The sequence below is a fragment of the Flexivirga lutea genome (assembly GCF_054778955.1).
The window spans coordinates 1,038,617-1,061,622 of sequence record NZ_BAAGZB010000002.1; the positions used below are offsets into that span (position 1 = coordinate 1,038,617).

Annotated in this window: 27 protein-coding genes; 21 read left to right on the plus strand and 6 right to left on the minus strand. The window is 68.8% G+C overall.

What is annotated here, in order from left to right:
* The first annotated feature begins 188 nt into the window (after positions 1 to 188).
* Together ACYVBN_RS11365 and pdxY are read left to right on the plus strand one after the other, a co-directional pair.
* Positions 189 to 518 (plus strand): rhodanese-like domain-containing protein, encoded by a 330-nt coding sequence (locus tag ACYVBN_RS11365; RefSeq protein WP_460600603.1) that lies wholly within the window; start codon positions 189 to 191, stop codon positions 516 to 518.
* 27 nt (positions 519 to 545) lie between these two features.
* Positions 546 to 1,394 (plus strand): pyridoxal kinase PdxY, encoded by an 849-nt coding sequence (pdxY, locus tag ACYVBN_RS11370; protein ID WP_460600604.1) that lies wholly within the window; start codon positions 546 to 548, stop codon positions 1,392 to 1,394.
* Between the two features lie 15 nt (positions 1,395 to 1,409).
* Here pdxY and ACYVBN_RS11375 read toward each other — a convergent pair whose 3' ends face one another.
* Entirely contained in the window at positions 1,410 to 2,633 is a 1,224-nt protein-coding gene (locus ACYVBN_RS11375; protein WP_460600605.1) for an MFS transporter, read from the minus strand.
* Between the two features lie 45 nt (positions 2,634 to 2,678).
* Between ACYVBN_RS11375 and ACYVBN_RS11380 the strand changes: the two genes are divergently transcribed.
* The 5 genes from ACYVBN_RS11380 (at position 2,679) to ACYVBN_RS11400 (ending at position 6,559) form a co-directional block, all read left to right on the plus strand.
* Entirely contained in the window at positions 2,679 to 3,680 is a 1,002-nt protein-coding gene (locus ACYVBN_RS11380; protein ID WP_460600606.1) for a Rossmann-fold NAD(P)-binding domain-containing protein, read from the plus strand.
* Positions 3,644 to 4,330 carry a CPBP family intramembrane glutamic endopeptidase gene (locus ACYVBN_RS11385; RefSeq protein ID WP_460600607.1) on the plus strand — a complete coding sequence of 229 codons (687 nt, stop codon included), beginning with the start codon at positions 3,644 to 3,646 and terminating at the stop codon, positions 4,328 to 4,330. The genes ACYVBN_RS11380 and ACYVBN_RS11385 overlap by 37 nt, the downstream gene beginning before the upstream one ends.
* A gap of 80 nt (positions 4,331 to 4,410) precedes the next feature.
* Positions 4,411 to 5,433, plus strand: a complete 1,023-nt coding sequence (locus tag ACYVBN_RS11390) for a zinc-dependent alcohol dehydrogenase family protein (protein ID WP_460600608.1) — start codon at positions 4,411 to 4,413, stop codon at positions 5,431 to 5,433.
* 11 nt (positions 5,434 to 5,444) lie between these two features.
* Complete coding sequence (locus ACYVBN_RS11395; protein ID WP_460600609.1) at positions 5,445 to 5,858, plus strand: cupin domain-containing protein; 414 nt, start codon at positions 5,445 to 5,447, stop codon at positions 5,856 to 5,858.
* A gap of 152 nt (positions 5,859 to 6,010) precedes the next feature.
* Positions 6,011 to 6,559 (plus strand): HutD/Ves family protein, encoded by a 549-nt coding sequence (locus ACYVBN_RS11400; protein ID WP_460600610.1) that lies wholly within the window; start codon positions 6,011 to 6,013, stop codon positions 6,557 to 6,559.
* 13 nt (positions 6,560 to 6,572) lie between these two features.
* On the opposite strand, the gene ACYVBN_RS11405 is transcribed toward ACYVBN_RS11400, so the two are convergent.
* Entirely contained in the window at positions 6,573 to 7,910 is a 1,338-nt protein-coding gene (locus ACYVBN_RS11405) for an HNH endonuclease signature motif containing protein (protein WP_460600611.1), read from the minus strand.
* Positions 7,911 to 8,098: 188 nt separating this feature from the next.
* Between ACYVBN_RS11405 and ACYVBN_RS11410 the strand changes: the two genes are divergently transcribed.
* From ACYVBN_RS11410 to ACYVBN_RS11435, 6 genes are all read left to right on the plus strand, one after another.
* Positions 8,099 to 9,304 carry an AAA family ATPase gene (locus ACYVBN_RS11410; protein ID WP_460600612.1) on the plus strand — a complete coding sequence of 402 codons (1,206 nt, stop codon included), beginning with the start codon at positions 8,099 to 8,101 and terminating at the stop codon, positions 9,302 to 9,304.
* 142 nt (positions 9,305 to 9,446) lie between these two features.
* A complete protein-coding gene (locus tag ACYVBN_RS11415) occupies positions 9,447 to 9,767 on the plus strand; it encodes a nucleotidyltransferase family protein (RefSeq protein WP_460600613.1) in 321 nt (106 codons plus the stop codon).
* The gene (locus tag ACYVBN_RS11420) at positions 9,764 to 10,084 is read left to right on the plus strand and encodes a HepT-like ribonuclease domain-containing protein (protein ID WP_460600614.1); all 321 of its coding nucleotides are present in this window, start codon (positions 9,764 to 9,766) and stop codon (positions 10,082 to 10,084) included. Before ACYVBN_RS11415 ends, ACYVBN_RS11420 begins: the two co-directional genes overlap by 4 nt.
* Positions 10,085 to 10,168: 84 nt before the next feature.
* Positions 10,169 to 10,675, plus strand: a complete 507-nt coding sequence (locus ACYVBN_RS11425; RefSeq protein ID WP_460600615.1) for a type II toxin-antitoxin system VapC family toxin — start codon at positions 10,169 to 10,171, stop codon at positions 10,673 to 10,675.
* A gap of 270 nt (positions 10,676 to 10,945) precedes the next feature.
* Entirely contained in the window at positions 10,946 to 11,692 is a 747-nt protein-coding gene (locus ACYVBN_RS11430) for a dienelactone hydrolase family protein (RefSeq protein ID WP_460600616.1), read from the plus strand.
* 71 nt (positions 11,693 to 11,763) lie between these two features.
* Positions 11,764 to 12,552, plus strand: a complete 789-nt coding sequence (locus ACYVBN_RS11435) for a maleylpyruvate isomerase N-terminal domain-containing protein (protein ID WP_460600617.1) — start codon at positions 11,764 to 11,766, stop codon at positions 12,550 to 12,552.
* 5 nt (positions 12,553 to 12,557) lie between these two features.
* Here the strand turns inward: ACYVBN_RS11435 and ACYVBN_RS11440 are convergent, their stop codons facing one another.
* The gene (locus tag ACYVBN_RS11440; protein ID WP_460600618.1) at positions 12,558 to 13,178 is read right to left on the minus strand and encodes an SAM-dependent methyltransferase; all 621 of its coding nucleotides are present in this window, start codon (positions 13,176 to 13,178) and stop codon (positions 12,558 to 12,560) included.
* Between the two features lie 94 nt (positions 13,179 to 13,272).
* Between ACYVBN_RS11440 and ACYVBN_RS11445 the strand changes: the two genes are divergently transcribed.
* From ACYVBN_RS11445 to ACYVBN_RS11470, 6 genes are all read left to right on the plus strand, one after another.
* Entirely contained in the window at positions 13,273 to 14,496 is a 1,224-nt protein-coding gene (locus ACYVBN_RS11445; protein ID WP_460600619.1) for a Tm-1-like ATP-binding domain-containing protein, read from the plus strand.
* A 32-nt stretch (positions 14,497 to 14,528) separates the two neighbouring features.
* A complete protein-coding gene (locus ACYVBN_RS11450) occupies positions 14,529 to 15,359 on the plus strand; it encodes a phosphoenolpyruvate hydrolase family protein (protein WP_460600620.1) in 831 nt (276 codons plus the stop codon).
* Positions 15,360 to 15,369: 10 nt separating this feature from the next.
* Positions 15,370 to 15,789 carry a cupin domain-containing protein gene (locus tag ACYVBN_RS11455; RefSeq protein WP_460600621.1) on the plus strand — a complete coding sequence of 140 codons (420 nt, stop codon included), beginning with the start codon at positions 15,370 to 15,372 and terminating at the stop codon, positions 15,787 to 15,789.
* Positions 15,790 to 15,935: 146 nt separating this feature from the next.
* On the plus strand, positions 15,936 to 16,424 hold the full coding sequence (locus ACYVBN_RS11460; protein ID WP_460600622.1) for an SRPBCC family protein: 489 nt from the start codon (positions 15,936 to 15,938) through the stop codon (positions 16,422 to 16,424).
* 125 nt (positions 16,425 to 16,549) lie between these two features.
* Entirely contained in the window at positions 16,550 to 16,843 is a 294-nt protein-coding gene (locus tag ACYVBN_RS11465; protein WP_460600623.1) for a putative quinol monooxygenase, read from the plus strand.
* Between the two features lie 119 nt (positions 16,844 to 16,962).
* Positions 16,963 to 18,282 (plus strand): exo-beta-N-acetylmuramidase NamZ family protein, encoded by a 1,320-nt coding sequence (locus ACYVBN_RS11470; protein ID WP_460600624.1) that lies wholly within the window; start codon positions 16,963 to 16,965, stop codon positions 18,280 to 18,282.
* 81 nt (positions 18,283 to 18,363) lie between these two features.
* On the opposite strand, the gene fdhA is transcribed toward ACYVBN_RS11470, so the two are convergent.
* Complete coding sequence (fdhA, locus tag ACYVBN_RS11475) at positions 18,364 to 19,575, minus strand: formaldehyde dehydrogenase, glutathione-independent (RefSeq protein ID WP_460600625.1); 1,212 nt, start codon at positions 19,573 to 19,575, stop codon at positions 18,364 to 18,366.
* 165 nt (positions 19,576 to 19,740) lie between these two features.
* Between fdhA and ACYVBN_RS11480 the strand changes: the two genes are divergently transcribed.
* Positions 19,741 to 20,070, plus strand: coding sequence for a nucleoside triphosphate pyrophosphohydrolase family protein (locus ACYVBN_RS11480; protein WP_460600626.1), 330 nt, complete (start codon positions 19,741 to 19,743; stop codon positions 20,068 to 20,070).
* 6 nt (positions 20,071 to 20,076) lie between these two features.
* On the opposite strand, the gene ACYVBN_RS11485 is transcribed toward ACYVBN_RS11480, so the two are convergent.
* Both ACYVBN_RS11485 and ACYVBN_RS11490 read right to left on the minus strand, forming a co-directional pair.
* On the minus strand, positions 20,077 to 21,651 hold the full coding sequence (locus ACYVBN_RS11485) for a LamG-like jellyroll fold domain-containing protein (protein ID WP_460600627.1): 1,575 nt from the start codon (positions 21,649 to 21,651) through the stop codon (positions 20,077 to 20,079).
* An 86-nt stretch (positions 21,652 to 21,737) separates the two neighbouring features.
* On the minus strand, positions 21,738 to 22,346 hold the full coding sequence (locus ACYVBN_RS11490; RefSeq protein WP_460600628.1) for a hypothetical protein: 609 nt from the start codon (positions 22,344 to 22,346) through the stop codon (positions 21,738 to 21,740).
* Between the two features lie 181 nt (positions 22,347 to 22,527).
* On the opposite strand from ACYVBN_RS11490, the gene ACYVBN_RS11495 reads away from it, so the two are divergent.
* Positions 22,528 to 22,998 (plus strand): MarR family winged helix-turn-helix transcriptional regulator, encoded by a 471-nt coding sequence (locus tag ACYVBN_RS11495; protein WP_460600629.1) that lies wholly within the window; start codon positions 22,528 to 22,530, stop codon positions 22,996 to 22,998.
* Positions 22,999 to 23,006 lie beyond the last annotated feature (8 nt).

Consider the following 23,006-nt stretch of genomic DNA (forward strand, 5'->3'; position numbering starts at 1 on the left):
GGTTTGGTACGGACCTGGCCAGCCGGCGCCGTACCAAAGTCTCCCCAGGGCGGGGTTTAGTACGGGGTCGGCCGGGTGCGTGTACCAAACTCTCCCCAGGGCGGGGTTCGGCACGGATCTGCCCCGGCACCCGTACCAAACTCTCCCCAGGGTCGCCGCCGAACCGCCCGTACGGCGAAGATGGAGCCATGACTGATTCCACGACGCCCGAGCAACTGGCCGACGACGCCGTCATGATCGACGTGCGCGAGCAGAACGAATGGGACGCCGGGCACGCGCCGGGCGCCATACACATCCCGCTGGGTGACCTGCCGGCGCGACTGGACGAGCTGCCCGAAGCCGACGAACGCGACCCGCTGCCGATCATGTGCCGCTCCGGCAACCGCTCCGGTCGTGCGGTGGCATGGCTGAGCCAGCAGGGCTTCGACGTGATCAACGTCGACGGCGGCATGAAGCAGTGGGCGTCCGCCGGCAAGCCGGTCGTCGCCGACTCGGGGGCCGACGCCCAGGTCATCTGACACCGGCCGTCGCCATACACTGCCGCGGTGAACATCCTGTCGATCCAGTCCTCGGTCGCCTACGGTCACGCGGGCAACAGCTCGGCGGTCTTTCCGTTGCAGCGCCTGGGTTTCGAGGTGTGGCCGGTCTACACGGTGCACTTCTCCAATCACACCGGGTATGGCGAATGGCGCGGCCCGGTCTTCGAGCCCGGCACCGTTGCCGAGGTGATCACCGGCATCGAGGAACGGGGCGTGCTCGGCGAGTGCGATGCGGTGCTGTCCGGTTACCAGGGCGGTGAGCAGGTCGGTGCGGTCATCCTGGACGCGGTGTCCCGGGTGAAGGCCGCCAACCCGAAGGCGATCTACTGCGCCGACCCGGTGATGGGCGATGTCGAGCGCGGCTTCTTCGTGCGGCCGGGCATCCCGGAATTCATGCGGGACAAGGTGATTCCCGCGGCGGACATCGTCACACCCAACCAGTTCGAGCTGGACTACCTGACCGGTTCGGAGGTACGTACCGTCGAGGGATTGCTGCAGGCGGTGGACGCGTTGCGCGAACGCGGCCCGCGCACCGTGCTGGTCACCTCGGTGCAGACGGACGAAACCCCTGCGGACTCAGTGCAACTCGCGGTGGTCACCGACGACGGTGCCTGGCTCATCACCACCCCGCTGTTGCCGATGTACGTCTCCGGCGCCGGCGACGCGACCGCCGCGATCTTCCTGGCCCGCTGGCTGACCGAGGAACCCGCCAAAGCGCTTGCCGACACGGCGGATTCGGTCTTCTCCATCATGGAGCGCACCCATCAGGCGGGCACCCGGGAGATCCAGTTGATCCAGTCACAGGACGCGATCGCGCACCCGCAGGGCCGCTTTGAGGTCGTGCGGCTGCGCTGAGCCCGACGCCCAGCGTCACGGAGTGTATTTCAGCATCCGCCAGGTCGAGGCGGTCGCGACGACGATGATCAGCGCCGCGAAACACACCACGAGCGTGACCGTCGGCACCCAGGTCAGCAGCACGCCGCAGGCGATGACCGGCACGGTGATGCCCGCGTATGCCGCGAGGAACATCCCCGCCACCGTCTCCCCGCGCCGGGCCGGGTCGGCCATCCGGTTGGCCGCCGCGATCGAGGACGCGAAGATCAGCCCGATCCCCGAGCCGGCGACGACACCACCTGCGGCGAAGAGCGCCAGTGACGCAGCCATCGTGCCCACGCCGACCATCACCAGCCCCGCCACGATGAGCCCGATCCCCGCCTGCAGCTTCGGCCGCGGCCGCAACGCGTAGAACGCCACCTGCGACACGGACGAGGCGCCCATGGTCCCGAAGACGACCAGCCCGGTCACCAGCCGCGAGTGCTGGTGCATCACCTCGCCGAGCACACTGCCGGTCAGCGAGGTGAAGAACCCGAGCACCGCGAACGACCCTGCCGCAGCCAGCCCGGTGGCGACGAACTCGGCGCGCACGTCCGGTGCAACGCTCACGCGTTGTGGCCGGTATGACGGCCGCTGCGCCGGCACCTCGACCGTCTCCGGGGCACGGAGCGCGATGACCCCGACGCCGACGAGCGCGACCAGAAACATCACGTAGGGCAGGGTCAGCGGATGCGGCAGCCATTCGGTGAGGATGCCGCCGATCAGCGGGCCGAGCGCGAGGCCACCGGTATTGACGGCGCTCGCGACCAGGCTGGCGCGCCGACCGTCCTCCTCCGGAGCGCCGACCCGCCGCAGCTCGGCCAGGTGCGCGGTCGCGGTCGAGGTGACGGCACCGATGCCGGCCCCGCAGATGAAGCGCGCGATGAGCAGGCTGGCGACGTCTTTCAGGAAGACGAACATCAGGCACGACACCAGCTCGGTGACGACCGCCCCGAGCAGGATCGGACGCCGGCCCAGGTAGTCCGACACGTGGCCGCCGAAGAAGAGTCCGCCCATCACGCCGAAGCCGTATGCCGCGAAGATGACCGTGATCATCAGCGTCGGGAAGCCGTCGCGGGCCTGGTAGAGGCCGTACATCGGCGTCGGCACGGTCGTGAACGCCATGGTGGCGGCGAAACCAGCGGCGATCAGCCAGAACGCGTGCCGGTGGCCCGACCGGCCAGGCCGGTGCAGCGCGGTGTCCGGTGTCGTTGTCGTCATACCTCCATGATCGTCCTGGCGACAGCCGGGGGTTAGGTTGGATCGATGGATGACACGGCCGGGCGGGTGCTCGTGACCGGCGCGAGCGGCTACATCGGGTCGCGGCTCGCGCCCCGGCTCGTTGCGTCCGGACGGCGGGTCTCGGTGCTCGCACGCCGTCCCGAGTTGGTCCGCGAGCGGCACTGGGCGCAGGAACAGCAGGTGCGGATCGTGCCGGGTGACGCGACACGCGCGCCGGACCTGGAGCGGGCCATGGACGGTGTCGACGTCGCCTACTACCTGTTGCACTCGATGGACGGCAAGGGCAGATTTCGGTCGCGCGACCGCGTCATGGCGGAGGGATTCGCCTCTGCCGCAGCGCGATCCGGCGTGCGACGCATCGTCTACCTCTCGGGGCTGCACCCGGAGGGCGGACGCCTCAGCTCCCATCTGGCTTCCCGGGTGGAGGTCGGCGAGGTCTTCCTGCACGGTGCGGTCCCGGCGACGGTGCTGCAGGCCGCGGTGATCATCGGTTCCGGCTCGGCGTCGTTCGAGCTGCTGCGGCAGCTGACGCACCGCCTGCCGGTCATGATCGCGCCGCCCTGGCTGGACAGTCGCATCGAGCCCGTCGCGGTGCGCGACGTGCTCGACCTGCTGGTCGCGGTCGCGGCTCTGCCGGCGGACAGCAACCGGACCTTCGACGTCGGCGCCGGCGAGGTGCTCACCTACCGCGAGCTCGTCGACCGCTTCGCCGACGCGGCGGGTCTCGGTCGCCGCCGGATGTTCCCCGTGCCGGTGCTCACGCCCTGGTTGGCCGGTCAGTGGCTCAGCGCGGTGACGGCGGTGCCGACCGGGGTGGCCAAGCCGCTCGTGGGGAGTCTGGTGCACGACGTCGTATGCCGCGAACGTGATGTCTGGGATCTGCCCGGCGCTCCCGACCCGTTGCCGCTCGACGACGCCCTCGCGGCCGCGCTCGGCGGTCCGGGGCGTGACTCGATGGCGTTTCCCGAGCCGGGCCAAGCGGATCCGGCGTGGTTGACCAGGGCGGACGCGTCATGGGCCGGCTGAGCGTCTCCCGCCGGACGGCGGCGTTTGCGGCCGAGGCGGCAACGCTCGGGCTCGGTGCGCTGTGGCAACGGCGCGCTCTGCGCAGTGCGCGCGGCGGCTCGCTCTTCCGCCGGCGGACGGTCGGCCTCGCTGCGATCTGGACGGCCGGCGCCGTCGCCGTCGAAACGGCCTCGAATGTCGGTCGGGCCCGCACGGCGCGCCCGTATGACGTGCTCGTCCGGCCGGCGCTCACCGCGGGCGCCGCCGTCGGCGTCTGCGCCGCCGGCGCATTCGTCGGAGCACGAATCCCGTTCGTGCGTCATCAGATCGCGGATGTGATGGACCACGCCCGCAAGGGGCCGGTCCTGCCGGTTGCCGGTCTCGCGCTCCTCACCGGCGCGGCGGAGGAGTTGTTCTTCCGGGGGGCGTCATACGACCTGGCGGCGGAGGCGAAGCTGCACCCAGTGGCCGCCACCACCGCGCTGCACGTGGCGGTGACCGCGACGATCGGCAACCCGGTGCTGGTCGTCGCCTCGGGGCTGCTGAGCACGCTCGCCGGCTGGGAACGTGCGCGGACCGGTTCGGTGCTGGCACCGGTGGTGGTGCATGTGGTGTGGTCGAGCGGCATGCTGGTCGCGCTGCCACCGATCGTGAGCCACGCGGAGCCTTGATCGGGTGATCTAGCGGTTTCTAGCAACGGAACGATAATCGTCGATAGACGTCAATCAGCCATGGTGGCGAAGGAGAAGCAATGCGTGGAGTGGTGCTGCACAGCCCGGGCGACGTGCGGGTCGAGGAGCGGCCCGAGCCGCGGATCGAGCTGCCGACCGATGCGGTGATCCGTCTGGCAGCGACCTGCGTGTGCGGGTCCGACCTGTGGTCCTACCGTGGGGTCAACGATGTCACCGAGCCGTCCCCGATGGGTCACGAGTATGTCGGCGTGGTCGAGGAGGTCGGGGCCGACGTCAGGACGGTGAAGCCGGGTGATTTCGTCGTCGGCTCGTTCATGGCGTCCGACGGCACCTGCGAGATCTGCCGGGCCGGTTACCAGTCCCGTTGTGCCCACGTGCAACCCGTCGGTGCGATCGGCACCCAGGCCGAACGAGCGCGCATCCCGTGGGCCGACGGCACCCTGGTCGCCACCCCTGGTATGCCGGACGCCGACCTCCTCCCGTCGCTGCTCGCGGCGTCCGACGTGCTGGGCACCGGGTGGTTCGCCGCCGACGCTGCGGCCGTCGGACCGGGCAAAACCGTTGCGGTTGTTGGTGATGGCGCGGTCGGGCTGCTCGGCATACTCGCCGCGCGGGAGCTGGGCGCCGAGCGGATCATCGCGATGAGCCGGCACGAGTCACGCCAGCGGCTGGCCCGCGAGTTCGGCGCCACCGACATCGTGGTCGAGCGCGGCGACGCAGGCGTCGAGCGGATCAAGGATCTCACCGGCGGGTATGGCGCGCACTCGGTCATCGAGGCGGTCGGCACGCAGGAGTCGATGATGCAGGCGATCCGGTCGACGCGTCCCGGCGGCCACGTCGGTTTCGTCGGGGTGTCGCACGGTGTGGAACTGCCGGGGCAGGAGATGTTCTATTCCGCCATACATCTGCACGGCGGGCCGGCGCCGGTGCGGCGCTATCTGCCGGAGCTGATCGAGCTCATCTGGTCGCGAAAGATCAACCCCGGCAAGGTCTTCGATCTGACGTTGCCGTTGGAGGAAGCCGCCGAGGGCTATCGCGCGATGGACGAGCGGCGGGCGATCAAGACGCTGCTGACGGTGTGAGAGGAGCGGTGATGAGGATCGAGGAAACGGCGCCGACGGTCAAGAATCCGCCGGAGCAGTTCCGGGGTGACGTGTGGCTGGATCCGATCGCGGTGCCGCATGAGGCCGATCAGCGGATGACCGTGGCGTTGGTGCGTTTCGCGCCCGGCGCGCGGACCGCCTGGCACTGTCACGCCCGCGGGCAGTATCTGCGGGTGACCCAGGGTGTCGCGTGGTTCGGCCAGCGCGATGGCACGGTGTTCGAGGTGCACGCCGGGCAGACGATCTACACACCGCCCGGCGAGGACCACTGGCACGCCGCACCGCCGGACTGCTTCATGGAGCACCTCGCGATGCTCGAGTCGGGCGACGACCCCGCCGACACGACGGTCTGGAAGGAGCACCTGACCGACGACGATTACCACGGCCCCGCCCACATGATGTGAGCTCAGCGTCGGTCGAGCACCCACCCACGCTGGTCGAGTAGGCGAGCCGCTAGGCGAGGCCGTATCGAGACCCGTGGAGCACGCTGGTCGAGTGCCGGAGGAGCGAAGCGGGGGAGGTGTATCGAGACCACGTGCCCAAACCAGGAGAACTCATGTCCCACAACATCATTCGCTTCACCGACGCCACGACGATGTCGTGGCTCGGCGGTGGCGGCATCACGCACGAGCTCGCGCGTCAACCGGCGGAGGGCGACTTCGCCTGGCGGTTGAGCGTCGCGGAGGTCCAGCAGGACGGAGCATTCTCCCGCCTGGACGGCGTCGACCGCGTCATCGTGCTCTGCTCGCCCGGCCGGATGGTGCTGCACACTCCGGAACCCCAGCCGTTGGAACGCTTCTCGCCATACGCCTTCGACGGTGGGACTCAGATCGACTGCAAGGTGCCGGACGGCCCGACGCGTGACTTCAACGTGATGACCCGGCGTGGGGTGTATGTCGCCGACGTCACGACCGTGGTCGGCGCGCGCCGTGATGTCGAGGTGCCGACCGGCGCGGAAGTCTTCGTCTGCTGCATGGACGGCGCGGTCTCCTGCGGCCTGGAGCTCGGCACGTTCGACTTGGTGCAGCTCGACGAGCCGACAACGGTCGACTCGTGGAATGGTGCTGCGGCCGTGGTGATTCTGAAGGCGATGCCGCTCGGCTGAGCTTCTGCCGGAGTCACGCAGCAGTCGTCTGGTGGCCGGGCAGAAGCCCAGGCGTCAGGCACCATTCGACCCGATCGGGGTGAACGAGTGCGGTGTAGCCCTGTCGATGAACGGTCTGGTGGTGCCGGCAACAGAGCAGTGCGGAGTTCGCGAGAGACGTCTTACCTCCGGCCCACCAGGGCCGGACGTGGTGGACCTCGCAGAATCCTGGTGGTCGGTCACAGCCGGGGAAGGAACATCCTCGGTCTCGGAGGATCACCGCTGCACGGATCGCCTTGGTCGCCAGCCGTTCTCGTCGGCCGACGTCCAGCGGTTTGCTGGGTCCGCCGAGCACTGCGGGGATCAGGTCGGCGCTGCAGGCGAATCGCCTGGCCGCCCCGGCGTCGAGCACGTCCCCGTCGACAGTGGTCGCGCCGTGGCCGTCGAGGAGTTCGCGCAGGCCCATGGTGAGCAGGACGGTGGCGGCGCCTGCCTGCACACCGTCGCCGGTCGCGGTGCGGGCACCAGCCGCGAGCAAATCCATCAGTGCGTCGACACGTCGTTTGCCGGGCGTGCGCTCGTCGCGCACCGATGCGGTGCCGTCGCCGGGCGCCGCCGGGCGGGGCGCTGAGGTGGCGTTGATCGCGTCCTTGACGATCGCCGCATTTGCCGGCGACAGCTCGGCGACGAGACGCGTCATGCCGGTCGGTGTGGTGGACCAGGTCAGCGCCTCGGTGGCCTCGAGTTTCTCGTCGTCGTGGGACAGTCTCTCGGGTGCGAACCGGGCGATGATCCGTCGTGTCAGCTGGGTCAGTCCGGTGGTGCCGAGCGCCGGGTCCACCTGCAGGAACCAGCCGAGGATCTCGTCACGGTCCGCGGTCGGGATGACGGGTGCGACCTTGTCCGCTTGGGCCAGTGCGGTGCGCGCGGAGTCGACCGAGCACGATCCCTCGCGCAGCGCGCCGGCGAGCACGGTGTTCCTGCGTGCCCGGCAGGCATCCGCCACGGTTGCCATCGCGCGCAGTGTGCGAGGCTCCACGGGCGGTCCGTCGGCCGCGTGCGCGCTCAGCCACTGGCTCGTGTTCGGGGCGTCCGACTCGGTCACCGCGCACCGCTCCGCGGCATCTGCTGTCACTACGGTCGTCAATTGCGCCGAGCGGCCGTGCATCCGCAGCAGCACCGACACCAACTCGTCCTCCTGGTCGGCACCGAGTTGATGCACGATGCCGGGGACCTCGTCCAGGACGGCCGCCGCAGCCTGCAACAAGGCCAGCACTTCAGGTCCGCGTCCCGGCTCGGCGACGGCTGGGGTGATGGCTTCGGTCGGAAGGCTCGTGAAGGTAGAAGCAGGCGCCGACGAGTTCGAGTGCATCGCCCAATCTCCTTCACTCTGAGGCGTTTTCGCGTATCTACAGGATACCAGCGAGGCATGACACCGTACAGAGTTTCCCGAACATATTTCGGATAGCTCGATGGCGTGGGTGTGGAGTAGATGGCCATTCGATGCGACACGCTAAGGATGTATCAGGGCGAACCTAGATATGCACATACAGTCCTCGCGTGGACCCGATACGCAATCCCTACGCGCCCGGTGCCGGGCAGCGCCCACCGGAGCTGGCCGGACGTGACGACGAGCTGCGCACCTTCGACGTGGTGCTCGAGCGCATCGCCCGCGGCCGCCCGGAGCGCTCCGTCGTACTCACCGGCCTACGCGGCGTCGGCAAGACGGTCCTGCTGAATGCCTTGCGCTCGGCGGCTGTTCGTGCCAAGTGGGGCACCGGCAAGCTGGAGGCTCGCCCGGACCAGCGGTTGCGGCGCCCGTTGTCGTCGGCGCTGCACCAGGCGGTCCGCGAACTCGGTCACTCCCAGCAGGAGGACGTCGACCAGGTGCTCGGCGTCATCAAGTCGTTCGCGCAGCGTGACGCCCCGGCGAATGCGAAGCTGCGTGACCGATGGAGCCCCGGCATCGACGCGCCGGCAGTGTCCGGCCGCGCCGACTCTGGCGACATCGAGATCGACCTGGTCGAATTGCTGTCGGACGCAGGCGGGTTGGCCGCCGACATGGGGCGCGGGATCGCGATCTTCATCGACGAGATGCAGGACCTGGACCCCGAGGACGTGTCGGCGCTGTGCGCCGCGTGCCACGAGATCAGCCAGGCATCACTGCCGATCATCGTCGTGGGCGCCGGCCTGCCGCACCTGCCCGCCGTACTGTCGGCGTCGAAGTCCTACAGCGAACGCCTCTTCCGCTACGCACGCATCGACCGCCTCCCGCGCGAAGCCGCGGACAAGGCGCTGCAGTCGCCGGCGCAGGAGGAGGACGCGAAGTTCGACGATGCCGCGCTCGATGCGATGTATGCCGCCACCGGCGGCTATCCCTACTTCATCCAGGCCTACGGCAAGGTGGCGTGGGACGTGGCGCCCGGCTCGCCGGTCAGTGCGGCCGACATCGACGTGGCAGCACCCGCCGCCGAGGCCGAACTGGCCGTCGGGTTCTTCGGATCCCGTTACGAGCGAGCCACTCCCGGCGAACGGGAGTATCTGCGAGCCATGGCCGACGCCGCGACCGACATACCCGCTGACGAACGCGACGACGTCGAGTCCGTGCCGACGTCCGCCGTTGCGAGCGTCCTCGGCCGCAAGCCGCAGTCGCTCTCGCCAGCCCGTGACGCGTTGCTGAAGAAGGGCCTCATCTACTCCGGTGAACGCGGCCGCATCGCGTTCACCGTCCCGCACTTCGGCAGGTACCTGCGTAGCGTCAGCTGACGGCGTCTGCAGCCTCGGTGACCACCACATTCGCGGCGGTATGACGCTGCTTGATTTCGTTCTGAGTCGATCGCACAGGCCGCATCACGGCGAGGCGAGTCCGAGATGGGTCGGGAGGCCGTTGCCCGTCTACCCTTGGGGCATGAGCACTGTCACGGCACAGAGCGAGGCGCTTCGCGCAACGATCCTGCGTCATCGTCGTGCCCTCGACGAGATTTGCCAGCGCTACGCGGCGACGAACCCGCGACTGTTCGGTTCGGTTGCACGCGGCGACGCCACGGCGGACAGCGACATTGACCTGTTGGTGGATCTTGTGCCCGGTGGCGGCAACGAATTGCTTCGAGTTTCGGGCATCGCCGAGGAGCTCAGCGAACTTCTTGGGACCAGAGTGGATGTCGTGGCTGCATCGCTGCTTCGCACCGAGGTCTCCTCCAGCGCACTGGCTGACGCGGTGGCCGTGTGACCCGGTCAGAGGATGAGCGGTTCACGGATATCCTCGACGCGATTCAGCGATGCCAGGACTATGCGCCGCACTTGCGTTCCAACGATCTGCAAGCGATGGCGTACGACGCTCTTCTGCGCAACCTGGCTGTCATCGGTGAGGCCGTGCGGTCGCTGCCCGTCGAGACTCGAAGGACGATGCCTGACGTGCCGTGGGCTGCGATCGCGGGCTTGCGGAACATCGTCGTGCACGAGTACTTCCGCGTGAATCCCGACGTCATCCTCGACATCGTCGACAACCAGCTCGTTGAACTGGCCAGCGCAATCCGCAACCGATGACGTAGAACGCGAGACCCTCTGGACTCGCCGTGGTCAACCCAATAAGAAACGGCCCGGTCAATGACCGACTCATGGTCGGCGACAGTGACTTCCGTCCGATTGCCGCAAATCGCCGAAGTCACCGAGATCTCGAAACCGGTTGACGACGCGATCGTCGGCCCGCAGTCGATCCTGCTCGACGCGGAGGCGCTGTCGGCGTTGGCGTCGGGCGAGCGACGGATGCAGCCCTGGGCCCAGGTTGCGCGTCGTACCGACTCGATCTTCTATGCCTCCGCTGCCACCCTCGTGGGGATCACCGACGGATCGTCGCGAGACGCGCGGATCCGGCAGGTGGCGAAGTTGGTCCGCTTGGTCGACGTCGATGACGCCATCGGCTACCGAGCCGGCGCATTGCGTGCCGGTCCCGCACGCCGTCGCAGGAAGCCACGCGACATCACGGTCGACGCGATCGTCGCCGCCACCGCGTCAGGCCTCGCGGCACCTGCCGTCGTGGTCACGTCCGACCCGGGCGATCTCGCGCTGTTGCTCACCGACACCGACGTGCCGGTGCTCACTTGGCACGGGGCTCGGAGGTTTTCGACCCGTGGGTGACCCGGATGCGGCGTTGCCGGCGGTGGTCGTGTCGATCACCTTGCGGGCGCTGATGGCCCGCTGTGGACGACAACACCAAGCAGCGTTGAAGCTGCACACGAAATTGAAGCGACGCCACCGCTAGCGCGTTGCTACTGTTCGTGAACCGTGCACGTGACCGAGGAGGTGGTACCCATGAACACAACGACATGGGTGCTCCCTGCGGGGGTCACGGTCGGGCGATAGGTCGTCCGGGAGCGCCATACCTGAGCTCTCCCGAAAGGCACGACCATGCACTTCCTCTCTGAAGCGCACTCAGCCGACGGCATCGTCGAGCGCGCATTCGCGCTCGGCGACATACCGGGCATCCTGTGGACACCCGAAACTGCCTCTGCCGCAACAAAGCTGCCGCTGGTCCTGATCGGGCACCCCGGCGGGCTGCAGCCGATGCATCCCCGCCTGGCCGCGCGGGCGCGCGCCACCGCCGCGCTGGGGTTTGCCTCCGCCGCCATCGAACTCCCCAGCAACGGCGAACGTGCACGATCCGCTCCGATCGAGGCGGGGCGGGCCGCGCTGCACAAGGCGCTGAAGGACGGTAGCCGGCTGAGCGAGGACGCCATCGACTCCTTCATCCGGCCGCTGGTCGACCAGGCCGTCCCCGAATGGCAGGCAGCCCTCGACACATTGCTGGAGCTGCCGAACATTGCTGGCCCCGTGGGGATTTCGGGTGGCGTCATCGCCGTCGGCACCCGGCTCGCCGCCGTCGACTCGCGCATCGCCGCGGCGGGACTCTTCGCCGGCAGCTTTATCCCGCGCGCCACCCTCGAGGAAGCCCGGCACGTCACCATCCCGCTGCACGTGTTGCTGCAGTGGGACGACCGCGGCAATGACCGCACCCGGGCGCTCGAGTTGTATGACGCCTTCGGCTCGCAGGAGAAGACGCTCCAAGCCAATCTGGGCGGGCACACGGGTGTCCCCGCATTCGCCGGAGAGGACGTCGGCCGGTTCTTCGCCCGGCACCTGGGTGGGACACGGTGACGCCATACCCGGCACCACTCAGCGCAGGCGGCGCACGGAACATCGTGCGGGCAATCGCGGTTGGCACTCCCATGACCACTCTCGCCATACGGACCATCGACGCCCTCCGCCAGGAGCACGACGCACTCGTCGGCATCGCGCAGAACCTCACCGACGACCAACCGTCCGGACCATCGGGCGCGAGCGAATGGTCCGTCGCGCAGGTGCTTTCGCACTTGGGCAGCGGCGCCGAGATCTCGCTTGCAATCCTCCGCGCCGAGCTCGGCGAGGGCGATGCGCCCGGCGATGACTTCAACCGGTCGGTGTGGGACCGCTGGGACGCGTCGACGCCTGCCGAACAACGTGACGCGTTCATCGAACACGACCGCCGCCTCGTCGAAGCGCTGGAGGCGCTGACGCCGGAGCAGCATGCGTCGCTCACCTTGCCGATCGGATTCCTGCCGGCACCGGCGAGCGTGGCGACGTTCGCCGGCCTGCGGCTCAACGAGGTCGCTCATCACAGCTGGGACGTCCGGGTCGCCACCGATCGCAACGCGGCCCTCTCCGACGACAGCACCTCTGCCCTGCTCGAACAGCTCTCGGGCGACCTCGCGGTCCTGGTCGGGTTCGCCGGCAAGGCCGACCGCATCGATCGGCGCGTCGTCCTCGCCGTCGGCGACACCGGGTATGCCCTCCGCATCGACGACAGCGTGCGCCTCGAACCCGGCGCGAAAGAGGCGACCGCCACGTTCACCGGAGCGCCGGAAGCCGCGCTGCGGCTGGTCTTCGGGCGGCTCGGTCCGGCATACACACCGGCCGACGTGACGGTCACCGGCAACGTCACGCTCGACGAGTTACGTGAGGTCTTTCCCGGGTTCTGAGCGCGCTACGCTTTGGTCGCGGTGCACAGAAACAAGCCGAATTCCCGGTCGTCCTTGGTGATCGTCGTCGCGTCCACGAAGCCGATGTCGGTGAACCCGGCGCGGGTCAACCGCGTGGCGAGGTTGTCCCGGTCGAAGCCATGATGGCCGTCGAAGTCGGGTTTGCCCGCATGGAAGGCGCCATCCGGGTCGGCGTCCAGATCCGCGAGGGCCAGCCGCCCACCGGTGGCGAGTAGGCCGGCCACGGAGCGCAACAGCGCATCGACGTCGTGCACGTGGTGCAGCGCCATCGAGCTCCAGGCCACGTCATACCGTCCGACGAGCGTCTCCCTGGTGAGGTCCGCTCGTATGGCGCGCAGCTGGTCAGCGAGGCCGGCGGCCTCGATCCGCTGCTGGGCGACCTCCACCATCCCCGCCGAGGGATCGGTCACCACCACGGAACCAACACGGGGCGCGAGCAGGATGCTCAGCCGACCGGTGCCGCCGCCGATGTCCAGGGCGCGCATCTCGCGGCTGAGCTCCACGGATCGTTCGATGGCACGCGCGACGGCCACCTGACGCTTCTCGTGCCCGGGGTCGTCATCCCACGTTGCTGCTTCCTCGTCGAATCGTGTGCGTTCGTCCACGACTTCGAGCTTAGGCGTCTGTGCGCAGGCCTTCCGGTTCGCCGCCGAACATGATGAGCTTGCCACGACGTCGGGACTCCAAGGAGAACGTGGCATGGCGACTGTGGCTCTGATCGGCACGATGGACACCAAGGGTGCGGAATACGCGTGGCTGGCCGAGCAGGTCCGTGGGTATGGCGCGCAGGCGCTGCTGCTGGACGTCGGCACCTACTCCGACGCGCACGCCGACATCACCCCGGCCGAAGTCGCGCAGGCTGCCGGACACGACCTGGCTCAACTCCGGGACAGCGGTGACCGCGGTGCGGCGATGGACGCGATGGCCGACGGCGCGGCGAATGTGCTGCTGCGGCTCTTCGGCGAGGGCAAGGTCGACGGCGTGCTCGCGCTCGGCGGGTCCGGTGGATCATCCGTCGCGTCCCGTGCGATGCGCGCCCTCCCGGTCGGGGTGCCGAAGCTGCTGGTCTCCACCATGGCGGCCGGCGACGTCGCGCCATACGTGGGCGAATCCGATGTGACCATGATGTATTCGGTCGTCGATGTCGCCGGGATCAACTCGGTCTCCGCCCAGGTCTTCGGCAACGCGGCGGCAGCCATCGCCGCCATGGCCGCAGCCGAAGAGAAGCGGCGGCACGCGCCGGACAGCGGTGACCACAAGCCGCTGATCGGGTTGTCGATGTTCGGGCTGACCACGCCCGCGGTCGACGAGGCCCGTGCCGAGCTGGTGGAGCTGGGCTACGAGCCGCTGGTCTTCCACGCCACCGGCGCCGGCGGCCGGGCTTTGGAAAAACTTGCCGCCGACGGACGGCTGGCCGGCGTACTCGACCTCACCACAACCGAACTCGCCGACGACCTGGTCGGCGGCGTGCTCAGTGCCGGACCCCATCGGCTGGAAGCGGCCGGTGCGGCCGGCATCCCGCAGGTCGTCTCCCTGGGTGCACTCGACATGGTCAACTTCGGGCCACGCGAACTCGTCCCCGAGCGCTTCGACGACCGCACCTTCGTCGTGCACAACCCGACGGTGACGCTGATGCGCACCACGCCGGAGGAGAACGCCGAGCTGGGCCGGCGTATCGGCGCCAAGCTCGCGGCTGCCAAGGGACCGACCACGCTGTTGCTGCCGCTGCGCGGGCTGAGCGGGATCGACATCGAGGGCGGGCCATTCCGCGACTCCGCAGCGGATACAGCGCTTTTCGACGCTGTTCGCACCGCAGCAGGCGACGCCGTCGAGGTGGTCGAGATCGACCAGCACCTCAACGACGAAGGGTTCGGCCGCGACGCCGCGCGCCGACTGCACGCCCTCATCACCAACGCGCACTGACCACGCATCTCGCAGCACCAAGGAGCTGGAACATGGATCGCAATACGGCGCTGACCCGACTGCGCGAAACCGCAGCATCCGGCCGGCCGATCATCGGCGGCGGCGCCGGCACCGGACTCTCCGCGAAATCGGCCGAAGCCGGCGGCATCGACCTGATCATCATCTACAACTCGGGTCGCTACCGGATGGCTGGACGTGGCTCTCTCGCGGGACTTCTGGCGTATGGCGACGCGAACGCCATCGTCATGGAGATGGCCAACGAGGTGCTTCCCGTCGTGCAGGACACGCCGGTGCTCGCCGGTGTCAACGGCACCGACCCGTTCCGGGTGATGGGCCGCTTCCTCGACGAGGTGAAGGGCGTGGGGTTCGCCGGCGTCCAGAACTTCCCGACCGTCGGGCTCATCGACGGCGTCTTCCGCGCGAACCTCGAGGAGACGGGGATGAGCTACGACCTCGAGGTCGACATGATCCGCGCGGCCCACGAGCGCGAATTGCTCACCACGCCATACGTTTTCGATCCAGACCAGGCGCGCGCGATGACCGAGGCAGGCGCCGACGTGCTCGTGCCGCACATGGGCCTAACCACCAAGGGATCCATCGGTGCCAGCACCGCGTTGTCCCTCGACGAGTGCGTCGACCGTGTCCAGGCCATGCGCGACGCGGCCGTCGAGATCAACCCCGACGTGCTGGTGCTGTGCCACGGCGGTCCCATCGCCGAACCCGAGGATGCTCAATACGTTTTGGAACGCACCGACGGCGTCGTCGGCTTCTTCGGCGCCAGCTCCATCGAGCGGCTGCCCACCGAGGTCGCCATACGGGCACAGACGGAGAAGTTCAAGGCAGTCACCTTCGGCGACAAGTAGGAGCAGGCGTATGACGACAACGCACAGCAGCCAGCAGGACCTGAGCACCGAGACGTTCTCCTGGGGCTCGATCAAATGGGGCGTGACCGCCGACCGGTTCCCCGGCGCGCCGATCACGGTCGGCGAGGTGGTGATCAACCCGACCAAGGGCCACGACATACACACGCACCCCGAGTCCGACGAGGTGCTGCACGTCATTGAAGGCGAAGGCGTGCAAACCGTCGGTGACTCAGGCGAATTCGCGGTCAGAGCCGGAGACAGCGTCTACATCCCGCGCGGCACCGAGCACTCCACCTTCAACACCGGCTGGCGGCAGCTGCGGCTGATCGCGATCTACAGCCCCGGCGGCGCCGAGGCGGAGCTGCAAGGAGCACCGGACTACAAAGTGCTCGAGCCAGGCGCAGCGCCGGTGTGGGAGCGCGCTGACTGACGACCCGACGCACTCTGTCCAGGGGCTGGCGGCACTATGTGCTGAAGCCACCGATGTGGCGCCCGCGCTCGTCGAGATTCCGCACACGCGGTCCCGCCGCCAGGACGGCATACCGCGCCATACGCCGGCATGCGACGCTGAGCACCATGAGCGAACCCAAGCGCTTCACCATCACCCGCACGATCCCGGCGGCGGCCGGCGACATCTTCGCCGTGCTGCGCGCCCCGCGCGGTCACCTGGCGATCGACGCCTCCGGCATGCTGCAGGACGTCGAGGGCGATCCGGTCAGTGCCGTCGGCGACCGCTTCCTGGTGCACATGGACCGCGAGCCGCTGAACGACATACCCCGGATGGGCCGGTATGACGTCACCGTCGTGATCACCGACTATGAGCCGGACCGGCGCATCGCCTGGACCATCGACGGCACGATCCAGCCACCGCTGCGGCACATCTACGGATACACGCTCGAGCCGGCCGGCGACGCGACGCGGGTGACGAGCTTCTATGACTGGTCGCAGGTCGATCCGGGGCGGATCGAAGCCTCGGTCTTCCCGGTGATCCCCGAGGTCGGGCTGCGAGCGACCCTCGGCATCCTCGATCGCACCGTCCGGCTCGGCCTGCTGTCGCGTCGCTGACCGCGGCCATGGCACCGCAACACCGCCGATGCCGGGTCCGCATTCACCGGCGCGGCCCGTCAGACCGGCATACGGTGGACATCGACCGGACGAAGACCTCGGCCGCCGATCACCGAAGGAGCGCCATGCCAGACATCGCCGTGACCGCGATCATCACCGCCAAACCCGGATCGGAGACGGCCGTGCAGGCCGCACTCACCGCGCTCGTCGAACCCACCCGTGCCGAGCCCGGTTGTGTCGACTACCAACTGGCCGTCTCTACGGTGGACCCCACGGTCTTCATCACCACTGAGAAGTGGCGAGCATCGTCCGACCTGGACGCGCACTTGGAGACCGAGCACGTCAAGACGGCACTCAGTGCGGCGGGCGAGCACCTCGCCGCACCGCCCGCCATCCATCCACTGACCCCGCTCGCCTGAGCATCATCCACCGCTCAGCCCGCATCCGAAGAGTGGTTCGTTACCACCGCTCAGTCGGTGCGTGAAAACAATTGTCCTTCGCACGTCCATGGCGCGTCCCGGTGCGGCAGGCTCGGACGATGGACAACACCAGCGATTTCACCAAGAAGCGGATGGGCCGCCGCGGTTTCCTCGGCGCAGCGGCGGTCACCGGCGCCGGCGCACTGTCGATCGGCGGCACCGAGCGGGCGAGCGCAACCACGGCCGCGCATCACAGACGGCACGGTTACCGGTTCCGGTGCGGCGCCGACGTCGCGGCCGCCGACGGCTGGAAGGTCTTCTCCGGTCAGCGGATCGGCGTCATCACCAACCCGACCGGCGTGATCCGCGACGGACTGCGCAGCATCGTCGACGTCATGGTCGAGTCGGGCAAGGTCGAGATCGGCGGCATCTTCGGACCGGAGCACGGCTTCCGCGGCACCGCCCAGGCCGGCGAGTCCGAGGAGACCTACGTCGACGAACGCACCGGCGTCACCGTGTATGACGCCTACGGCGCAAGCATCGACAAGTTCGCCGGCTATTACGACACTGCGAAGGTCGACACGATCGTCTTCGACATCCAGGACGTCGGCGCCCGGTTCTACACCTACATCTGGACGATGTACAACGCGATGGCCGCCGCCGCGAAGCTCGGCAAGCGTTTCGTCGTGCTGGACCGGCCGAACCCGGTCGGCGGAGAGGCCAAGGGCCCGGTCCTCCGGGACGGCTTCACCTCCGGTGTCGGCCTGGACAAGATCGCCCAGCAGCACGGCATGACCGTCGGCGAACTGGCGCGGTTCTTCAACGGCGAGTTCATGCCCACCGTCGCCGGCGCCAAGGTCACCGACCTCCACGTCGTCGAGGTCGAGGGCTGGTCGCCCGACGAGCTGTATGCCGACACCGGCGCACCCTGGATCATGCCGTCACCGAACATGCCGACCACCGACACCGCCCTGCTCTATCCGGGACTGTGCATGTTCGAGGCGACGAACCTCTCCGAGGGCCGCGGCACCACCCGGCCCTTCGAGCTGATCGGCGCGCCATACGTCGACTACGAGTGGGCTGGGCGGCCTTCGAAGGAGCGGCTGCCCGGCGTGGAGTTCCGCGAGGCCTACTTCAACCCGACCTTCTCCAAGAACGCCGGCACGGTGTGCGGCGGGGTGCAGGTGCACATCATCGAGCCCCACCGCGTCGACGCGATCCGCACCGCGACCACGATGATGACCACCTTGCGCGACCTGTATGACGACTTCGACTGGCGCGGTGACGCCGGCCGGTGGATCAATCTGCTCACCGGCTCCGACCGATTCCTGAAGATGTTCACCGCCGGCGACAGCGCCGCACAGATCGTGGCGGCCTGGCAGCCGGAGCTGAAGGCATTCGAGCGGACGCGCCGGCAGTACCTGCTCTACCGTCGCTGACGCCGCACATCCCACGGTGGCATGGACCCTCGGCGGAAGGATCCATGCCACCGTTCAACGTTCGCCAACCACCAGGTGGCTTCAGGCGACCATGCCGTGCGGGTCGATCACATACTTCTTCGCCGCGCCCTTGTCGAAGTCCGCGTAGCCCTGCGGCGCTTCGTCGAGGCTGATCTTCGTGGCATTGACCGCCTTCGCGATGTGCGCCTTGTCGGCCAGGATGAGGTTCATCAGCTGGCGGTTGTACTTCTTCACCGGGCACTGGCCCGTCGTGAAGGAGTGCGACTTGGACCAACCCAGCCCCAGACGCACGCCCAGCTGCCCGACCTGAGCGTTCTCGTCGGCCGCACCGGGGTCACCGGTCACATAGAGGCCGGGTATGCCGAGCGAGGCACCGGCCCGCGAGATGCTCATGATGTCGTTGAGCACGGTGGCAGGGGCCTCCGCGGCACCGGACCCGTGGCCGCGCGCCTCGAAGCCGACGGCGTCGACCGCGGCATCCACCTCGGGCTCGCCGAGCAACTGCTCGAGCTGGTCCTCGATGCTCGCGTCGGTCGACAGGTCGATCGTCTCGCAGCCGAAACTGCGCGCCTGCGCGAGCCGGTCGGCGTTCATGTCGCCGACCACCACGACCGACGCGCCCAGCACCTGTGCAGCGTGCGCAGCCGCCAGGCCGACCGGGCCGGCGCCCGCGACATACACCGTCGAGCCGGTCGTGACGCCGGCGGTGTAGGCGCCGTGGTAGCCCGTCGGGAAGATGTCGGACAACATCGTCAGGTCGAGGATCTTCTCCAGCGCGTGATCGCGATCGGGGAAGCGCAGCAGGTTGAAGTCGGCATACGGCACCATCACGTACTCCGCCTGGCCGCCGATCCAGCCGCCCATGTCGACATACCCATATGCCGCTCCGGCGCGAGCGGGGTTGACGTTCAAGCAGATCCCGGTCTTGCCCTCGTTGCACATCCGGCATCGGCCGCAGGCGATGTTGAACGGCACCGAGCAGATGTCGCCCTCCTTGACGAAGAGCACGTCATCGCCGGTCTCGACGACCTCACCGGTGATCTCGTGACCGAGGGTCTGCCCGACCGGCGCCGTGGTGCGTCCGCGCACCATGTGCTGGTCGCTGCCGCAGATGTTGGTCGTCACGAGTTTGAGGATCGCCGCGTGCGGCGCCTTCTTCTTCAGCTTCAACCCGGACGCGACGTCCTCGGGAAGTTCGAGCTTCGGGTAGTCGATCGACTCGACGGCGACCTCGCCCGCACCCTTGTAGACGACGACTCGGTTTCCAGTCATGGGATATCGCTCCGATCTGCGTCGATCACGGCTCTTACGTCGTGAAGTGGAACTTCCAACGTAACCCCGGGCCGACAGGCGTGTCTCCGGGTCGCGCGGATCGTCCGCCGGGCGACAGCCGCGTACCCGGCGAGGCGGCATCGCCGGCCGGACTACGGTTGCCCGATGCAGATGAACGACTACCAGCAGGCCGCGCTGCGCACCGCACGCGCGAAGGACGCGCCCGACGAGTTCATGCACCTGGTGCTCGGCCTGGTCGGCGAGGCCGGCGAGATCGCCGAGAAGGTCAAGAAGCTGGTGCGCGACAAGCACAGCGACCTGGCGCAGCTGGACCGCGACGACATGGCCTCCGAACTCGGTGACGTGCTCTGGTATGCCGCCGTCCTCGCCGATTTCCTGGACCTCTCGCTGGACGACATCGCCCAGCGCAACGTCGACAAGCTGGCCGACCGGCAGCGTCGGGGTGTGCTGAGCGGATCCGGGGACACCCGCTGACGGGGTCTACTGCGGTCCGTTCCGCAGCGCGTACCCGGCGGCGATGACGTTCGACGACAACGCGGTGGGGTAGACCGCGACGCCCGCCATCGATCCGGCGAAGTAGCGGCCCGTCGGCGTCGTGGAACCCCAGTTGGTGAGGTTGTTCCAGCCTATGTGCCACCAGCCGTCGTAGTTCTGGGCAGTCGTCACTGCGGCGTTCGCGGCCACGCGCACCCCGTCGACGTACAGCTGCATTCCGGCCGAGGACAAGGTCGCCGTGACCTGGTGCCACGCGTTGTCCCGGTACGTGCCCGGACTGTTGATCGTCTGCACCGAGCCCGGGTAGACGCCGAAGACGACCTGCCCGCTGTCGGTGAGGTAGAGGTGCCGGTCATAGTTGCTCGGCTGGCCGGTCTGCGAGTCGCCGAAGCCAATGAGCTCCCCGCCTGACGTGGACGTCGTCTTGAACCAGGTCTGCAGCGTGAAGGTGTTCGGGCCGGCGACCTTCGTGGGCGTCGAGATCCAGCCGCTGCTGCCGTTGAGGGTGGCGCCCTTTCCGCCCGGGCTGCACGGCCCCGCGGCACCGGCCGTCACCGTGCCCTGATAGGTCCCGGTCCGCGCATTGCCGGAGGAGTCCGCGGCGGCCTTCCCGCTCCGGGTGCTGCTGTCAGTGAGTTCGTAGTAGAGGAACGGTGGATTCGCCTGATCGCCCAGCACCACTCCCGTGCAGCTGAAGTAGGTGGCGGCGGCCCAGCCGGCGCTCTCGGTGGTGGTCGCACTGAATGTGGTGGCGGCATCGGCCGGACCGGCGACGCCCACTCCCGTGGCGGTGATCGTGGTGACGGCGAACGCGGCCACTGCCCGCCGGCGGCGGGACGGCCCGGGCTGCTCCGGTGTGCCAGCCGGCTCGCCCCGACCGTCGGCACCGGACGAGCCGTCGGCGCGGCCGTCGGCATGGCCGACCGGATCGTCGTCAGCGTCGCCGTGCGCGCCGCCGTGCGCGTCGTCCGCGTCGTCGTCCTCCGGAATCTCATCGGGCCGGAACGCCACCGCGCCGGCGAGCAGACCGCCGAACGCCAGCACCAGCAGGACCAGTCGGGCCTGATGACCGGTCGACACCCAATAGGCGGGTGTGCCGACGAAGGGCACGCGCAACGAACCGATCCCGTGCACCGCGCTGCGCGCCACCGGGCTGGAGTCGTCGGCCCGGTTCGCATCGCCCTTGAGAGTGAGCCTCCCGTCGGGACGGATGGCCGCGAGGCGGTGCAGCCGGAGCCGGTCCGGGTGGTCCGGGTCAGACACCAGCAACACCTGGCCGAGGCGCAACTGCTGACCGGCCGCGACCGGGCGGGAGATCGCGATGTCCCCGACGCGCAGCCGCGGCGCCATGGAGTCGCTCATGACCACCGTCGAGTGCCAGCCGAGCAGCGACGGGACCACCGACCACAGCAGCAGTCCGGCCAGCATTGTCAGCACGGCGCGCGACACGGCCGTCAGCAGCAGGGCGGCCCAGCCCGAGCGCCGGCCCGAGCGCCGGGCCGACCGCCGCGCCGAGAGGCGTGCGGCGGCGAGCGGCCCGGCGATCTGAGTGATGGACACGGATCGGCTTCCTGTCAGTGGGTTCGTCGGTGGTCGTCAGGCCCTGGCGGTGCGGATGCGCACCGGAGCCGGCAGCTTCAGGCGGCTCAGCTGTTCTGCGCCTCCCACGTCAGACCGACCGACGCGGTGCCGCCCTGCGCGGTGTTCGGCGTCGCCGGGTCCAGCGTGTACGTGACCTGGAAGACGCGAGTCTCCGAGGCGCTGCCGGTCGGCGCCCAGGAGCCCAGGCCGGTCGCGTAACTCGACGCCGCACTGCCGAAGCCGGCGAGGGTGCCGCTGTAGACCGTGGGGCCGGTCGTCGCCGGGGTGAAACCGGAGCAGGAACCGAAACCGCCGCCGGTGCCCTGCGTGATCGTCAGGTTGATCGACGACGAGAGCGCGTTGGTGGTGGCCGGGTTGGTGCCGTAGAGCTTCACCGCGGACGGCAGCGAGCCGGTCGAGGTGACCGCGAGGCACTTGGTGCCGGTGGCACCCGGCTTGAGGTTGGTGGCCGAAAACAGCGCGGTGTTGCTGTCGTCGTCGGACAGCTGGACGCTACCGGCCGACCAGTTGCTGGTCGGGTTCGCCGTGGTGGCCGAGAACGCCGAGTACGACGCGTGCCAGACGAAGGCAGCGGACACACCGAGACCGGCGAGCAGGGCGCCGACCGTCGCGACGTGGGCGGTACGGCGGCGGGGGCGGGAGGAAGCAGGCATGGCAACACCTTTCGAGGCGGACGCGAAGCAGGAGCGGGCGCCGGTGATTGGGTCCCAGCATGACCACAAAAAGGTCAACGGCGAGTAAAGTAATGGTAAGCTCTTCGACTGTCAAACAATGTCACAAACGAACGTTCTCGCCCTCACTCAGTCAATCGTTCACCGGGAAGGACGGGCCGCCATGCCCCCCACCGAGCGTCCCCAGGGTCCCGACGAGGTGCAGCCGACGACCGCCCTGCGACACCTGATCGCCGCGGGTGAGCAGTTCCGGCACGCCATCGCCGACCACTTCGGCGTCACCGAGTCCGAGACCATGGCGCTGACGCACCTGCGACTGGCCGGGCCACTCACCCCGCGCGAAGTCGCCGACCGCGTCGGCCTCACCCCGTCGACCGTCACCGCGCTGCTGGACCGCCTCGAATCCGCAGGTCTGGCAACCCGATCGGCGCATCCGACAGACCGTCGCAAGACGGTCGTGCGGATGAGCGACAACGGCGCCGCCCTGCTCGCCACCTCCGATGAGCGCCTCGCCGCCGCCCTCGAGCGGGCCGGCGCGGACGTCGCCGCGGCCCTCGACCGGGTGGCCGCGGGCATCGAGGAGCAGACCGTGCAGATCCGGGCGCTGCCATCCCGATCCAGCGACACGACGTAGTCCGTGCA